The sequence below is a fragment of the Pseudomonas sp. Marseille-P9899 genome (genome assembly GCF_903166565.1).
Classification (GTDB): domain Bacteria; phylum Pseudomonadota; class Gammaproteobacteria; order Pseudomonadales; family Pseudomonadaceae; genus Aquipseudomonas; species Aquipseudomonas huaxiensis.
On record NZ_CAESCG010000002.1, the window covers coordinates 874,762 to 888,840 of the forward strand.

At 61.1% G+C, this 14,079-nt stretch carries 13 protein-coding genes; 5 read left to right on the forward strand and 8 right to left on the reverse strand.

Annotation, left to right across the window (positions count from 1 at the left end; all coding sequences use genetic code 11):
• Positions 1 to 6: 6 nt before the first annotated feature.
• Positions 7 to 1,782 carry a glyoxylate carboligase gene (gcl, locus tag HWV67_RS13355; protein ID WP_175651564.1) on the reverse strand — a complete coding sequence of 592 codons (1,776 nt, stop codon included), beginning with the start codon at positions 1,780 to 1,782 and terminating at the stop codon, positions 7 to 9.
• Between the two features lie 256 nt (positions 1,783 to 2,038).
• Here gcl and HWV67_RS13360 point away from each other — a divergent pair, with 256 nt between their 5' ends.
• On the forward strand, positions 2,039 to 2,479 hold the full coding sequence (locus HWV67_RS13360; protein WP_095157019.1) for a GlcG/HbpS family heme-binding protein: 441 nt from the start codon (positions 2,039 to 2,041) through the stop codon (positions 2,477 to 2,479).
• Positions 2,480 to 2,563: 84 nt separating this feature from the next.
• Here the strand turns inward: HWV67_RS13360 and HWV67_RS13365 are convergent, their stop codons facing one another.
• Positions 2,564 to 3,172 (reverse strand): TetR/AcrR family transcriptional regulator, encoded by a 609-nt coding sequence (locus tag HWV67_RS13365; RefSeq protein WP_175651944.1) that lies wholly within the window; start codon positions 3,170 to 3,172, stop codon positions 2,564 to 2,566.
• A gap of 177 nt (positions 3,173 to 3,349) precedes the next feature.
• Between HWV67_RS13365 and HWV67_RS13370 the strand changes: the two genes are divergently transcribed.
• Positions 3,350 to 4,258 (forward strand): DUF808 domain-containing protein, encoded by a 909-nt coding sequence (locus HWV67_RS13370; protein WP_175651565.1) that lies wholly within the window; start codon positions 3,350 to 3,352, stop codon positions 4,256 to 4,258.
• A gap of 81 nt (positions 4,259 to 4,339) precedes the next feature.
• On the opposite strand, the gene HWV67_RS13375 is transcribed toward HWV67_RS13370, so the two are convergent.
• A complete protein-coding gene (locus HWV67_RS13375; RefSeq protein ID WP_175651566.1) occupies positions 4,340 to 6,289 on the reverse strand; it encodes an LTA synthase family protein in 1,950 nt (649 codons plus the stop codon).
• A 234-nt stretch (positions 6,290 to 6,523) separates the two neighbouring features.
• Between HWV67_RS13375 and HWV67_RS13380 the strand changes: the two genes are divergently transcribed.
• Together HWV67_RS13380 and HWV67_RS13385 are read left to right on the forward strand one after the other, a co-directional pair.
• Positions 6,524 to 6,829 (forward strand): hypothetical protein, encoded by a 306-nt coding sequence (locus tag HWV67_RS13380; protein ID WP_175651567.1) that lies wholly within the window; start codon positions 6,524 to 6,526, stop codon positions 6,827 to 6,829.
• 51 nt (positions 6,830 to 6,880) lie between these two features.
• A complete protein-coding gene (locus HWV67_RS13385; RefSeq protein WP_218585600.1) occupies positions 6,881 to 8,572 on the forward strand; it encodes a phosphoethanolamine transferase in 1,692 nt (563 codons plus the stop codon).
• Here HWV67_RS13385 and HWV67_RS13390 read toward each other — a convergent pair.
• From HWV67_RS13390 to HWV67_RS13400, 3 genes are all read right to left on the reverse strand, one after another.
• Positions 8,556 to 9,341 (reverse strand): outer membrane protein OmpK, encoded by a 786-nt coding sequence (locus HWV67_RS13390; protein WP_175651568.1) that lies wholly within the window; start codon positions 9,339 to 9,341, stop codon positions 8,556 to 8,558. The two genes, HWV67_RS13385 and HWV67_RS13390, sit on opposite strands and share 17 nt — an antisense overlap.
• 361 nt (positions 9,342 to 9,702) lie before the next feature.
• Positions 9,703 to 10,491: an outer membrane protein OmpK gene (locus HWV67_RS13395; protein ID WP_095157025.1), complete on the reverse strand. Its 789-nt coding sequence runs from the start codon at positions 10,489 to 10,491 to the stop codon at positions 9,703 to 9,705.
• Between the two features lie 138 nt (positions 10,492 to 10,629).
• Positions 10,630 to 11,985 carry a nucleobase:cation symporter-2 family protein gene (locus HWV67_RS13400; protein ID WP_095157026.1) on the reverse strand — a complete coding sequence of 452 codons (1,356 nt, stop codon included), beginning with the start codon at positions 11,983 to 11,985 and terminating at the stop codon, positions 10,630 to 10,632.
• Between HWV67_RS13400 and HWV67_RS31695 the strand changes: the two genes are divergently transcribed.
• Positions 11,984 to 12,118: a hypothetical protein gene (locus HWV67_RS31695; protein ID WP_256680109.1), complete on the forward strand. Its 135-nt coding sequence runs from the start codon at positions 11,984 to 11,986 to the stop codon at positions 12,116 to 12,118. The two genes, HWV67_RS13400 and HWV67_RS31695, sit on opposite strands and share 2 nt — an antisense overlap.
• A gap of 53 nt (positions 12,119 to 12,171) precedes the next feature.
• Here the strand turns inward: HWV67_RS31695 and HWV67_RS13405 are convergent, their stop codons facing one another.
• Both HWV67_RS13405 and HWV67_RS13410 read right to left on the reverse strand, forming a co-directional pair.
• Positions 12,172 to 13,524: a urate hydroxylase PuuD gene (locus tag HWV67_RS13405; protein ID WP_110969390.1), complete on the reverse strand. Its 1,353-nt coding sequence runs from the start codon at positions 13,522 to 13,524 to the stop codon at positions 12,172 to 12,174.
• Between the two features lie 48 nt (positions 13,525 to 13,572).
• A complete protein-coding gene (locus tag HWV67_RS13410; RefSeq protein ID WP_095157028.1) occupies positions 13,573 to 14,076 on the reverse strand; it encodes an ureidoglycolate lyase in 504 nt (167 codons plus the stop codon).
• Positions 14,077 to 14,079 lie beyond the last annotated feature (3 nt).

Consider the following 14,079-nt stretch of genomic DNA (forward strand, 5'->3'; position numbering starts at 1 on the left):
AGACGATCAGTCGAGCAGCGAAATCGCGGTTGGCGCGTCGTTGCCGACCAGCGCCAGGTCTTCGAATTCGTTGACCGCGTTGATTTCGGTACCCATGGAAATGTTGGTGACGCGCTCGAGAATCACCTCGACCACCACCGGCACGCGGTGCTCTTCGGCCAGCTTCTGCGCCTTGAGCAGGGCAGGGGCGATTTCTTCCGGCTTGAACACGCGCAGGGCCTTGCAACCCAGGCCTTCAACCACGGCAACGTGATCGACGCCGTAGCCGTTCAGGTCAGGCGAGTTGATGTTCTCGAACGCCAGTTGAACACAGTAATCCATCTCGAAGCCACGCTGCGCCTGGCGGATCAGGCCGAGGTAGGCGTTGTTCACCAGCACGTGGACGTAAGGCAGGTTGAATTGCGCGCCCACTGCCAGTTCTTCGATCATGAACTGGAAGTCATAGTCGCCCGACAGTGCCACGACCTTGCGGGTCGGATCGGCCTTGACCACGCCCAGCGCAGCCGGAATGGTCCAGCCCAGCGGGCCTGCCTGGCCGCAGTTGATCCAGTGACGCGGCTTGTACACGTGCAGGAATTGCGCGCCGGCGATCTGCGACAGACCGATGGTGCTGACGTAGGTGGTGTCCTTGCCGAACACCTCGTTCATTTCCTGGTAAACGCGCTGTGGCTTGACTGGCACGTTGTCGAAGTTGGTCTTGCGCTGCAGGCTCGATTTGCGCGCCTGGCAGTCTTTCAGCCATTCGCCGCGGCACTTCAGCTTGCCGGCGGCTTTCCACTCGCGGGCCACTTCCAGGAACACGTCCAGTGCGGCGCCGGCGTCGGAAACGATGCCCAGGTCCGGGGTGAACACGCGGCCGATCTGGGTCGGTTCGATGTCGACGTGGATGAAGGTGCGGCCTTCGGTGTAGACGTCCACGGAACCGGTGTGACGGTTGGCCCAGCGGTTGCCGATACCGAACACCAGGTCGGATTTCAGCATCGTGGCGTTGCCGTAGCGGTGCGAGGTTTGCAGACCAACCATGCCGACCATCAGTTCGTGATCGTCAGGGATGGTGCCCCAGCCCATCAGGGTCGGAACGACCGGTACGCCGGTCAGTTCGGCGAACTCGACCAGTTTTTCGCTGGCGTCGGCGTTGATGATGCCGCCACCGGCAACCAGCAGTGGGCGCTCGGCGTCATTCAGCAGTGCCAGGGCTTTCTCGGCCTGGACGCGGGTTGCGGCAGGCTTGTGGATTGCCAGCGGCTCGTAGGCATCGATGTCGAATTCGATTTCGGCCATCTGCACGTCGAACGGCAGGTCGATCAGCACAGGGCCCGGACGGCCGGTGCGCATTTCATAGAAGGCTTTCTGGAAGGCGTAAGGCACTTGGCCCGGTTCCAGAACGGTGGTCGCCCACTTGGTCACCGGCTTGACAATGCTGGTGATGTCGACGGCCTGGAAATCTTCTTTATGCAGGCGAGCGCGCGGCGCTTGGCCAGTGATGCAGAGAATCGGGATGGAGTCGGCGGAGGCACTGTACAGACCGGTGACCATGTCGGTGCCGGCTGGGCCCGAGGTGCCGATGCACACGCCGATGTTGCCGGCCTTGGTGCGGGTGTAGCCCTCGGCCATGTGCGAGGCGCCTTCAACGTGGCGAGCGAGGACGTGATCGATACCACCGACTTTCTTCAGCGCCGAGTACAGCGGGTTGATCGCTGCACCAGGAATGCCAAACGCGGTGTCCACACCTTCACGGCGCATCACCAGAACGGCTGCATCGATTGCTCTCATTTTGCTCATGGTTTTGTGCCTCATTGATTTTGTAATTGTATACAAACTGCTTTTTGCCAGAGTTTATTCATGGGACGCAGTGCTGGTCAATCCATTTTCATCGGCGGTCTGTGCTTTCGTCTGAATGCCTTGAAAAAAGGCTTTGGCGACGATCAGGGGCGTGACGATGAAAATATTGTATACAAAAATATTCACCATTGTGTTCTATTTGTTCTATCAGTTTTCACTTGCCCGCCTGGGCTTCTAACAAAAAGAGGACCGTTTCATGAATGCATTGAGCTTGAAAGTCGCTGTCAGCCTGGTGAATGGCGCGCTGGCTGCGGGTCGCAAGATTTCCGCTGCGCCGCTGACCGTGGTGGTGCTGGATGCCGGTGGCCACGTGCTGGCCTTGCAGCGCGAGGACGGCGCCAGCCTGCTGCGTCCGCAAGTGGCGATGGGCAAGGCGTGGGGTGCGATCGCCCTGGGCAAGGGCTCGCGTTTGCTGGCGCTGGACGCACAGCAGCGCCCGGCGTTCTTCGCCGCGCTCAATGGCCTGGGTCAGAGCGCGGTAGTGCCGGCGCCGGGTGGCGTGCTGATTCGCAATGAAGCGGGCGTGGTGCTGGGGGCGATCGGGATCAGTGGCGATACGTCGGATATCGACGAGCAGTGCGCGATCAGTGCGATCGAAGAGGCGGGGTTGCGGGCTGATGCCGGGGTTGCGGCCTGATTTGATAGCGGGTTAGTTGTTGATGGCCTCATCGCCGGCTTGTCGGAGTGCCGAACCGCGGCGATGAGGCCCTTGAACCGGACATCAGTTGTCCGGCGCACACCCTTTCAACACCAGCCGAATGATGGTCTGCGCTGCGGCCTCGTAGTCACTGTCATCGAGCTTAGCCTTGCCGGTCACCACCGAAATCTGCCAGTCGAAATCAGCGTAGGTCTGGGTCGCCGCCCAGATGCTGAACATCAGGTGATGCGGGTCTACCGGGGCGATCTGGCCGTGGTCGATCCAGCGCTGGATGCAGGCGATGTTGTGCCGGGCCTGGACGTTCAGCTGCTCCACCTGCCGCGCACTCAGGTGCGGTGCGCCGTGCATGATCTCGCTGGCAAATACCTTCGACGCAAACGGTAGATCCCGGGAGATCCGCACTTTGGAGCGGATATAGGCGCTGAGCACTTCCTCGGGATCACCCTCGGCGTTGAACGGGGTCGACGCCTGCATGATCGGCTCGATGATGCTCTCGAGCACCTCGCGGTAGAGGTTTTCCTTGGACTTGAAGTAGTAGTAGACGTTGGGCTTGGGCAAGCCGGCCTTGGCCGCGATGTCGCTGGTCTTGGTGGCGGCGAAACCCTTGTCGGCGAATTCTTCACTGGCCGCACGCAGGATCAGTTCTTTGTTGCGCTCGCGAATGCTGCTCATGGTTTGGCGCTGTTCCTTGGTCTCGGCCCGCACCGCGGCAGGCCCGGGCAGGCGGTGGCGCATGGTAGCACCGGGCTCGCGCGGGGCTCAAGGCGGCGTCCCAAGCGGTTCGCAGGTGTATCGCAAGCGGCAACCGGCTATCCTTCTGTAACTATTCTTTACGCGAGATACATGCAAATGGCAGGAAGCAGCCTTCTTCTACTGATCGACGATATCGCGGCAGTACTCGATGACGTTTCCTTGATGACCAAAGTGGCGGCCAAGAAAACCGCCGGTGTGCTGGGCGACGACCTGGCGCTCAATGCCCAGCAGGTCACGGGCGTAAAGGCGGACCGGGAAATTCCGGTGGTGTGGGCGGTCGCCAAGGGCTCCTTCCTCAACAAGCTGATCCTGGTGCCGGCGGCGCTGCTGATCAGTGCATTTATTCCATGGGCGGTCACGCCGCTGCTGATGATCGGCGGCGCCTACCTCTGTTTTGAAGGCTTCGAGAAGCTCGCCCACAAATTCCTTCATGGCGCCGACGAAAAGCACGCCGAGCACGCGGCATTGAGCGACGCCGCGGCCAATCCGGCGGTGGACCTGGTGGCCTACGAGAAAGACAAGATCAAGGGCGCGATCCGCACGGATTTCATCCTGTCCGCGGAGATCATCGCCATTACCCTCGGCACCGTCGCGGGTGCGCCGTTGACCCAGCAGATCATCGTGCTCTCGGGTATCGCCGTGGTGATGACTGCAGGCGTCTACGGGCTGGTGGCGGGGATCGTCAAGCTCGATGACCTGGGCCTGTGGCTGACCAGGACCTCCAAGGGCATCGGCAAAACCATCGGTCGCGGCATCCTGCATTCGGCGCCGTGGTTGATGAAGACGCTGTCGGTGGTGGGCACGGCGGCGATGTTCCTGGTGGGGGGCGGGATTCTGGTGCATGGCATCGAGCCGCTGCATCACGCGATCCAGGGCTTCAGCGAAGGCCGTGGCGGTGGATTGACGTCGGCGCTGCTCAGCGGCGTGGCCGGTATTGTCGCCGGCGCCGTGGTGTTGGCGGTGGTCGGTGGGGTGAGCAAGGTCTGGCGGGCGGTGAAGGGCTGAGGTTCGCCCACGGTCTGCGCCGTGGGCAACGCTGTGAGGCATGACGTGAAAACGGCCACCGAGGTGGCCGTTTTCATTTCTTCAAGGCGTTGCGGCCGTCTGCGGTGTGTGGTTCTCCGGCACCCAGTCCAGCAGGCGCTGCTTGAAGCCGTAGCTGGCACTTTCGTAATAGGCGATGGCCCGCTTGATCAGCGGATTGTCCGCGTCGCTCGCGACTTCATGGCTTTCACCCAGCGCCTGTTGGTGCAAACGCAGGCCGCCACGCGGGCTGAGAATCGCCAGGTCCTGGCCGTCGAACAGGCCCAGGTGCTGGTAGTTGCCGATCAGCACCCGCGGCGGCAGGTTGTCTTCAAGCAGCAGGTTGCGGCCAAAGAACGTCGAGGTGTAGCTCATGTTCAACAGCCCGAGCAGGGTCGGCGCCAGGTCGATCTGGCTGGCCAGCTTGCCTTCCTCGCGGGCCTCGATCAGCTTCGGTCCATAAATGAACAGCGGGATCTGGTAGTTCTGCACCGGCAGGTCTTCCTTGCCCGCGCTGCCGGCCGTGTGGTCGGCGACGAAGATGAACAGGGTGTTGTCGAACCACGGCTTTTTCCGGGCGTCGGCGAGGAACTGGCCGATGGCGTAGTCAGTGTATTTCACCGCGCCGTCGCGACCATTGCCTGACTTGATGTCGATCTTGCCGTCGGGATAGGTGTAAGGGCGGTGGTTGGAGGTGGTCATCAGTTGCAGGAAGAACGGCACCTGATTGGCATGATCGGCGTCAGCCAGTTTCACCGCTTGCCGGTAGAGATCCTCGTCGGACATGCCCCAGGCGTTCTTGAAGCTGATATCGCTTTCATCGACGCTGGTCTGGTCGACGACCCGATAGCCGTTGCCGCTGAAGAAGGCGTTCATGTTGTCGAAGTAACCGCGACCGCCATACACGAACACGCTGTCGTAACCGACCTCGCTCAGGTGCTGGCCGAGGCTGGCGAAGCCGCTTTCGCGACCGATGCGCTTGACGATCGAGCGCCCGGGGGTTGGTGGCATCGACAGGGTGATGGCTTCCAGTCCGCGATCGGTGCGGGTGCCGGTGGCGTAGAAGTTGTTGAAGTACAGGCTCTCTTTGCGCAGCGCATCCAGGTTGGGTGTGAGGTTGCGCGGATCACCGTTGCTGCCGAGGTACTTGCCGCTCAGGCTCTCGATGGTGACCAGAACGATGTTGGGCGTGCGCGGCGTGCCGGGGTTGCTCACGGTGCGGCGGATGTCCAGGGGTTCCTTGCCGATGAAGGTCACGCCAGGCTGGTTGAGTTCGGCATGGATCTGCTCGGCGGTCGCCGCTTCGGGCAGGGTGCCGTAGAACTGCTGGTAGTCGAGCTCGTTGTTCCTGAAGGCGGCGAAGAACTGGTACGGACCATTACTGGCCAGCTCGCGCTGGTAGGTGTTGCCACCCTGGCTACGCAGGCTGTTCTGGTCGAGGAACTGCATGCTCAGGAGCACCAGCACCGCAACGCCGGCGGCCTGCGCGGCGCGTTGCCGGAAGGTGGGGAACGGTGCGTGCAGGGCGCGCAGCAGCGGCTTGCGCAGAAGCACGCAGATCACCAGGGTCAGTACACCGAGACCGCCCAGAAGGGCGCCGATGGGGTAGGACTCGAGAATGTTGTTCAGCACTTCGTCGGAATAGACCAGGTAGTCCACCGCGATGAAGTTGAAGCGCACACCGAATTCGTCCCAGAACAGCCACTCGGCGACGGCGGTGAAGAGCATCGCGTAGATGCTCACCGCCAACACGCCCTGCAGCAGCCAGCGATTGAACCGCGATACCCAGAGCCGTCGAGGGCAGAGCAGCACGAACAGGGTCAGTGGAAGTGCGGCGTAGACCAGGAAGGCCAGGTCGTTGAGCACGCCGATGGCGAAAATCGACAGGTACGCATGCCCGGCTTCGTCCAGGTGAGTGAACAGCAGGACAGCGCGGGTCAGTGTGAAAATCCCCAGCCAAGTGGCGGTCAACAGCAGCAAATAGCGCATGGGCGCTGATTTGGGTGTGTACATCGTTAATTCCCTTTTTCTAATTGTGTCCATTGCCTGGAACGGATGTGACGCTCATTCAGGCACTGGCGAGTGTAGGCGGTGAAACCTAACAAGTGGAAAGAGAAAGAAATGTAAATGTCATGTCTGGAAAGTATGAAAGGTTCGTCTAAAATTCGTTGCGCACAGGCTGGGCAGGGAAGTTCGGCTAGAAGTGATAATAGTTTCCACTACCGCCTTGCGCAGGGAAGTCGCGCCATGCCCGTTCTGAAGTTGTCCTACGATGTTTATCATCTGGGCGTTTACCTTGCCGCCGCGTTGATGTGGCTGTTCTTGTGTTTGTTGCTTGCCTTCAATTCACGCCTGATCTTTCGCCAGCCACGCACGGTGGGACAGTGGGGTGCGCCCGTCCTCGCCGTGCTCGTCAGCTTCGGTCTGTTGCTGCTGGATGTGCTGATCTTCCTCGATCGCTCGGGCATGCTGCTGGCCCTTCTTTTTGCAGGCTTCGGCGCTCCGGCGCTGGCCATCTGGTGCGTGCGTCAGCGTCTTCGCGCCGCTCGCTGAGCGAGTGATCCGGTGTTTCAGGGATAGTCGAACAAGTGTCAGGAGACACGCATGAATGTTGAGCCGCTTGAGCGGGCGACCTGGAAAATTCCAGCGCCGATGTTGGTCTTTCTGGTTTCGGTGTGGCTGACCCTGGTCATGAACGCATCCTTCTGGCGACACCTGTGGGGTGCGGTGGACGGTTGGAATAATGAACATGTTTTCTTTCTCGTCAGCCTTCCTCTATTAGTTTGTCTGTTTAACTTTGTAGTCCTCGGTTTACTGGCGTGGGGGAAGTTGACCCGCGTTGTTCTAATTTTGATGATGTTGTTGTCTGCGGTCGTCAGTTACTTCATGAGTAACTTCGGAATAATGATCGACTATTCCATGTTGATTAATGCTATGCAGACCGACCGCCGTGAAGTATTCGATCTGCTGGGACCGGGCCTGTTGGTCTGGGTGCTGCTGGTCGGGGTACTGCCGGCGATCGTGGTCAGCCGGATTCCGCTGGCCAGGCATCGCCCGACGCGCGCCGCGCTACTGAAGCTGGGCAGCCTGCTGGGGGCATTGCTACTGATAGCACTTATCCTGGCGCTGGCCTACCAGTCCTACGCGTCCTTGCTGCGCAATAACCGGGAACTGCGCCTGATGCTGGTGCCGTCGAACCTCGTCGGCGCCGTGCACAGCTATGCCAAACGGCAATTGCGTACGCCCGCCGCCTTCGAGCCGGTGGGGCTGGATGCGGTGCGGGTGGCCGAAGCCGGGCAGCGGGGGCGGCACAAGGTGTTGGTGCTGGTGGTCGGGGAAACCGCGCGGTCGGCCAGTTTCTCCCTCAATGGTTACCCTCGGCAGACCAACCCGGCGCTGGCGTCGCGTGAGGTGGTCAGCTTCACCGATGTCAGTTCCTGCGGCACGGCAACGGCGATTTCGGTGCCCTGCATGTTCCAGGACCTGGGGCGTCGCGAGTACAAGAGTTTTCATGCCCGTGGCCGCGAAGGGTTGCTCGACGTATTGCAGCGTGCCGGCGTGGCGGTGCTCTGGCGCGACAACAACTCAGGCTGCAAGGGCGTTTGCGACCGGGTGCCGAGCGAAGACGTCGGCAAGCTGGGGATCAGCGAGCTGTGCAATGACGATGGTTGCTTCGACGAGGCACTGTTGCACGGGCTGGCCGAGCGGATCGATCGCAGTAGCGACGATACGGTGATTGTCCTGCACATGCTGGGCAGCCATGGCCCGGCCTACTTCAAACGCTATCCCGAGGCGTTTCGCCGGTTCACGCCGACCTGCGACACCGGTCAGTTGGACAAATGCAGCAACGAGGCCATCGTCAACGCCTACGACAACTCGATTGCCTACACGGACCATGTGCTGGCAAGCGTCGTCGATCTGCTGAAAAGCCGGGAGGCGCAGTTCGACACGGCCATGCTGTACGTATCCGATCACGGTGAGTCATTGGGCGAGAAGGGCGTTTACCTGCATGGCCTGCCTTACGCGATGGCGCCCAGTGAACAGACGCGGGTGCCGATGGTGGCCTGGCTGTCCGACGCCTTTTCGACTCGGACCGGCATTACCCAAGGCTGCCTGCGGGCGCAGCGGGAAGTGCCGTTGTCCCATGACAACCTGTTCCATTCGACACTGGGCCTGATGAGCGTGCGAACGGCGGTCTATCGAGAGCAACTGGACCTCTTCAGGCCCTGCATGCAGGGGCCTGTAGAGGTTGCCGCCGCCGAAGCGGCGGGAGATGCGCTTAGAAGTGCACCTTGACCAGCAGGCTGGCGGTGTTCTGGTTGGTGTCGAAACCAGAGCTGTTTTCGATGCCGTACTTGTCTTTCCAGTAGTCGTATTCGATACCGACGTAGAGCTGTTTCTCACCCAGGTCCAGCGCCTTGCCGAGGTCGTACTTGATCTGCGGGTTGAAGTGCAGGTTGGCGTGGTAGGTGCCGCGCTTCTTGGTTTCGTCGTTGTCGACGACCCAGTCCATGAAGCCGTCGATGAGGATGTCGGACTTGCCCACGGGGATGGTGTAGGCCCACACCGGGGTGATCTGCCAGACGTTGTCGCCGGCGCGGCTGCCTTCGGTGTTGCGCTGGTAGAAGTTCAACTGGAAGTAGTCGAAGCCGGGGATGTCCAGGTCGAAGCCCGGGCCGATCAGGTAGGACTCGGTGTCACCCTCGCCGAACTCGTAGGTCATGGCCAGCAGCACATCCTTGACCGGGCCGAACGACAGGTTCTGGTCGAAGATCTTGCCGAACGACAGGCGCGGGCTGAACTCGCCGTAGTAGGTGTTCGGGCCGTTGCTGCCGTCTTTCTTGCCGTTGTAGAAGATCTTGTCGATGAACAGGAAGTTGTCACCGTACTTCCAGGCATCGGCGTGCTCGAAGGTGAAGGTCTGCTGGATTTCCGGGTTAACTGCGAAATCCTTGCCGTACAGGTAGGTCAGGCTGTTGTTCTGCCATTGCAACAGGTCGCCGGCCATGGCGGAGCTGGCGGCCAGCAGGCCACCTGCGAGGATCAGGCTGTTGGTAAAGCGCATCGGGTTGCTCCCTTGATTGATTCTGTTAGCGACGCTCTTGGGTCGGCGTCGTCGGGTTGATCGAGTTGCCTTCCGGGTCAGGTTTTTGCGATCGCCCACGAAAAAAGGGCAAGCGCTGGCCCCGTCTTTCCGGAAGGGTGCAGCAATCCTGCTCGACGTCTTTCTGAACAGTTCAAAGCGGTTACGACTGTTGGCGCTTACATCTACCAACCGCCCGTATTCATTGACTGAGCGGTCAGTAAACGGGGGCGGAATCCTTCCGCCCCGGTCGAGGGGGCGCGCAGGTTACTGGCTTGCGCGCTGGCCCTCAAGTGCTCCGTCCTGGAGCCGGTGGAACAAAATCCTTTCACCTGGTCAGGTTTTAGAAGTGCACCTTCACCAAAGCACTGGTCACGCTCTGGTTGGTATCGAGACGACCGCTGTTCTCGATGCCGTATTTGTCTTTCCAGTAGCTGTACTCGAAACCGACATAAAGCTGCTTGGCGCCGAGGTTCAGGGCCTTGCCCAGGTCGTATTTGACCTGCGGGTTGAACTGCAGGTTGGCGTGGTAGGTGCCGCGCTTTTTGGTTTCGTCGTTGTCGACGACCCAGTCGATGTAGCCGTCGATGAGGATGTCGGACTTACCTACGGGGATGGTGTAGGAGAAGGTCGGAGTGATCTGCCAGACGTTGTCACCCGCACGGCTGCCTTCGGTGTGACGGTTGTAGAAGTTCAGGGTGAAGTAGTTGAAGCCGGGAATCGCCAGGTCGAAGCCGGGGCCGATCAGGTAGGCCTCGTTGTCGCCTTCGCCGGACTCGTAGCTGACGGCCAGCAGCACGTCCTTGATCGGGCCGAGTTCGACCTTGGTGTCGAAGATCTTGCCGAACGAGAAGCGCTCGGTGAACTCACCGTAGTAGGTGCGGTAGCCTTTGCCGCGGTCGGCCTGGCCGTTGTAGAAAATCTTGTCGACGAACAGGAAGGTGTCGCCGTACTTCCACTTGTTGGCGTGTTCGAAGGTAATGGTCTGCTGAATCGCAGGGTTGACCTGGAAGTCCTTGCCGTACAAATAGCTGAGGCTGTTGGATTGCCACAGCAGAAGATCCCCCGCTACCGCTGGAAGTGTTGCCAGCAAGCTGCTGCCCAGGAGGAGGGAAGTGGTGATGCGTTTCATGTTGTGATTCCCGGCTAATTGTTATTGTTCGTTGCGGTTTTTTCGGCGCGAAGCGCCCCGGCCGACCCGCTCCCACGGGTCGACGGTCCTGCGTATTGCTCGGGTTTGCCGGGGCGGCGAAAGCGCCGCCCAAAAGGCTCAATGGTGGGCGGAGGCTTCGTTGTGCGCAGCGCGCTCGGCGCCGCCGAGGATGTTGAACAGCAGGTTCAGCACCAGGGCGCTGACCGTGGCCATGGCGATACCGCTATGGGTGATCGGTTCCATCCACTGCGGCATTTGCGCGAAGAACTCCGGACGCACGACGGGGATCAGGCCCATGCCGACGCTGACTGCGACCAGCAACTGATTGCGTCGGTCGGCGATGTCTGCTTCCTGGAGGATTTTGATGCCGGTGGCGGCGACCATGCCGAACATGGCGATCGACGCACCGCCCAGTACCGCCGGCGGAATCGAGGCAATCAGGAACGCGGCCTTCGGCAGCAGGCTGAGCAGAATCAGCAAGCCACCCGCCACCACGGTCACGTAGCGGCAACGCACGCCGGTCATTTGCACCAGGCCGATGTTCTGGGCAAACGAGGAGTGGGTGAAGGTGTTGAAAAAACCGGCGACAAAGGAAGCGCCGGCGTCGCACATCAAGCCGCGACGAAGCATGCCGGGGGTGACTTCGCGATCGGTCACCTTGCCCAGGGCGATGAACATGCCGGTGGATTCAACGAAGATGATCACCACCACCAGGCACATGGACAGGACCGGTGCGAGGCTGAAGGTCGGCATGCCGAAGTGCAGCGGCGTCACGACCTGGAGCCAGGGGGCTTCGTCGAGACCGGAGAGGTCGACCATGCCGATCGAGCCGGCCAGGATGTAGCCCAGGCCCATGCCGATCAGTACCGAAACGTTGACCCAGAAACCGCGCATGAAGCGGTTGACCAGGAGAATGGTGGCCAGGACCAGGCCGGCGACGATCAGGTAGATCGGCGAGCCGAAGGTGCTGGCGGAGGCACCGCCACCGGCCCAGTTGACGGCAACCGGGAACAGCGACAGGCCGATCGAGGTGATGACCGTGCCGGTCACCAAAGGCGGGAAGAAACGCACCACCTTGGACATGAAGGGCGCGATCAGCATGCCGAAGAACCCGGCGGCGATGGTCGCGCCGAAGATCCCTTGCAGGCCGACGCCCGGCATCCCGGCCATGGCCACCATGCTGCCGACGGCGGCGAAGCTGGCACCCATCATCACCGGCATGCGGATCCCTACAGCACCAATGCCGAACGACTGAACGATGGTGGCGACACCGGCGACCAGCAGATCGGCATTGATCAGGAAAGCAACTTCTTCACGGGAGAGTCCGGCAGCCTGTCCGATGATCAGCGGCACCGCGATGGCGCCTCCGTACATCAGCAACACATGCTGCAGACCGACGAGGATCAATTGCAGCAAGGGCAGGGGCTGTCGTGGCGGCGCAACGGGAATGTACGCCTTGCGAGACTCGGACATGCAGCACCTCAACGGTTTTGTTCTTGTTTTTAGCTGCACGCCTCAGGCGGCAAGCTTCAAGAAGAAGCCGCCGCCTTCAGGCGTGCAGTTGTTGCTGGTATCTCGACCGCAAGCCGAAGCGGACACCTCCTGACGAAGGAGGGCCGCTCTGACGTGCAGCGTGTAACGTGAAGCTCGCGACTGCTGTCAGTTGACCGGAGCGCCCTTGGCGATCCAGTCACCGACCAGCTTGCGTTCCTCGGCAGTCATCTGGGTGATGTTGCCCAGGGGCATGATCTGGCTGGCGACGGCCTGGGCCTGGATACGCGGTGCCAGTTGCTGGATCTGTTGCGGGGTGTCGAACATCACGCCGGCTGGCGCGGTGCTGAACAGCGGGCTGGTCGGCTTGGCCGAATGGCACACGGTGCAACGTTCCTGGATGACGCTGTGGATCTTGTCGAAACCACCGCCGGCAGCCTGGGCCGCGGCGGTTGCCTGGGCAGGTGCATCGACGGGTGCGGCAGGGGCGGCTGGCGCCTGGGCTGCCTGTTCGGCTGCGGCTTTGTCTTCAGCGGCTTTCTCGGCAGCAGTCTTGCCACCCAGTGCGGTTTCCGGCAGCGGCTGGTATTCGACTTTAGCGGCGGCTTGCTCAGGCGCGGTCGAGACCGGCTTGGGGCCGGTGACGTAGGCCAGGCAGATCATCGCCAGTGCGCCGGCGGGCAGGGCCCAGGCGTACTTGTTGCTGTCGTGACGGGTGTTGAAGTAGTGACGGATCAGGACCGCGGCCACTGCGATACCTGCCAGGATCAACCAGTTGTACTGGCTGCCGTAGGTGCTCGGGAAGTGGTTGCTGATCATGATGAACAGCACTGGCAAGGTGAAGTAGTTGTTGTGGCGCGAGCGCAACAGGCCCTTGGCCGGCAGGACCGGATCCGGGGTCTTGTTGGCTTCGATGGCGGCGACCAGCTGACGCTGGGCCGGCATGATGGTGCGGAACACGTTACCCACCATGATGGTGCCGATGATGGCGCCGGTGTGCAGGTACGCGCCACGACCGCTGAACACCTGGCTGAAGCCGTAGCACGCCGCGATGATCAGGACGAACAGCACCAGACCGAGCAGGGCAGGGTGTTTGCCCAGTTGCGAGTCGCAGAGGAAGTCGTAGATGAACCAGCCGGCGATCAGCGAACCGACACCGATGGCGATCCCTTCAGCGCCCGACAGGCTGCTGCCAGGGGCCAGCAGGTACAGGGTCGGGTTGAAGTAGAACACCACGCACAGCAGCGCGATACCGGACATCCAGGTGAAGTAGGCTTCCCATTTGAACCAGTGCAGGTTCTCCGGCATTTTTGGCGGGGCCAGCTTGTACTTCTCCAGGTGGTAGATACCGCCACCGTGGATCGCCCAGAGATCACCGGACAGCCCTTCACGCGGGTTGGAGCGATTCAGGTTGTTTTCCAGCCAGACGAAGTAGAACGACGCGCCGATCCAGGCCACGCCGGTAATCATGTGAACCCAGCGCACGCTAAGGTTCAGCCATTCCAACAGATGTGCTTCCACAGTCTTTACCTCTTGCCGGTCACCGGAAAACCGATGGCCAGCCTTTTCTTATTGGTGGGGATTGAGGACCAGTTGCTCGTCCTCGGTGAAGAAATGCTCGTCGCAGTTGTTGCCGGAACCACTGCGATCAACCACCAGGAAATCATCCCGCTTTTCGATCGTAAGCACCGGGTGGTGCCAAACGCCGCGATGGTAATTGACGCCCTGCTTTCCATTGCTCAGGAAGGCGCGGACGAGACCCGATACAGGTGCGTCGCCAACAGGCGCGACCACGATCAGAAAGGGGTTGCCGAGCAGCGGAATGAAGGCCTGGCTGCCCAGCGGATGGCGTTCCAGCATGCGCACGGTCAGCGGCATGTCCAACGCGTCGGCGCGGAAGATGCTGATGATCGCCTTGTCTTCCGGCTGCGCGGTTTCGACCGTCGCCAGCTTGTGGAAGCGCATGGTCGAGCCGTTGTTGATCATGAAGTGGTCGCTGCCGTCGGTTTCGATCACGTCACCGAAAGGGGCGAAGGCTTCTTTGCTCAGGGGCTCAATCACTAAAGTGCGCATGCG

Coding starts and splice junctions, on each gene's coding strand:
- gcl (WP_175651564.1), bottom strand. CDS start 1,782: ATGAGCAAAATGAGAGCAATCGATGCAGCCGTTCTGGTGATGCGCCGT.
- HWV67_RS13360 (WP_095157019.1), top strand. CDS start 2,039: ATGAATGCATTGAGCTTGAAAGTCGCTGTCAGCCTGGTGAATGGCGCG.
- HWV67_RS13365 (WP_175651944.1), bottom strand. CDS start 3,172: ATGAGCAGCATTCGCGAGCGCAACAAAGAACTGATCCTGCGTGCGGCC.
- HWV67_RS13370 (WP_175651565.1), top strand. CDS start 3,350: ATGGCAGGAAGCAGCCTTCTTCTACTGATCGACGATATCGCGGCAGTA.
- HWV67_RS13375 (WP_175651566.1), bottom strand. CDS start 6,289: ATGTACACACCCAAATCAGCGCCCATGCGCTATTTGCTGCTGTTGACC.
- HWV67_RS13380 (WP_175651567.1), top strand. CDS start 6,524: ATGCCCGTTCTGAAGTTGTCCTACGATGTTTATCATCTGGGCGTTTAC.
- HWV67_RS13385 (WP_218585600.1), top strand. CDS start 6,881: ATGAATGTTGAGCCGCTTGAGCGGGCGACCTGGAAAATTCCAGCGCCG.
- HWV67_RS13390 (WP_175651568.1), bottom strand. CDS start 9,341: ATGCGCTTTACCAACAGCCTGATCCTCGCAGGTGGCCTGCTGGCCGCC.
- HWV67_RS13395 (WP_095157025.1), bottom strand. CDS start 10,491: ATGAAACGCATCACCACTTCCCTCCTCCTGGGCAGCAGCTTGCTGGCA.
- HWV67_RS31695 (WP_256680109.1), top strand. CDS start 11,984: ATGCAGCACCTCAACGGTTTTGTTCTTGTTTTTAGCTGCACGCCTCAG.
- HWV67_RS13400 (WP_095157026.1), bottom strand. CDS start 11,985: ATGTCCGAGTCTCGCAAGGCGTACATTCCCGTTGCGCCGCCACGACAG.
- HWV67_RS13410 (WP_095157028.1), bottom strand. CDS start 14,076: ATGCGCACTTTAGTGATTGAGCCCCTGAGCAAAGAAGCCTTCGCCCCT.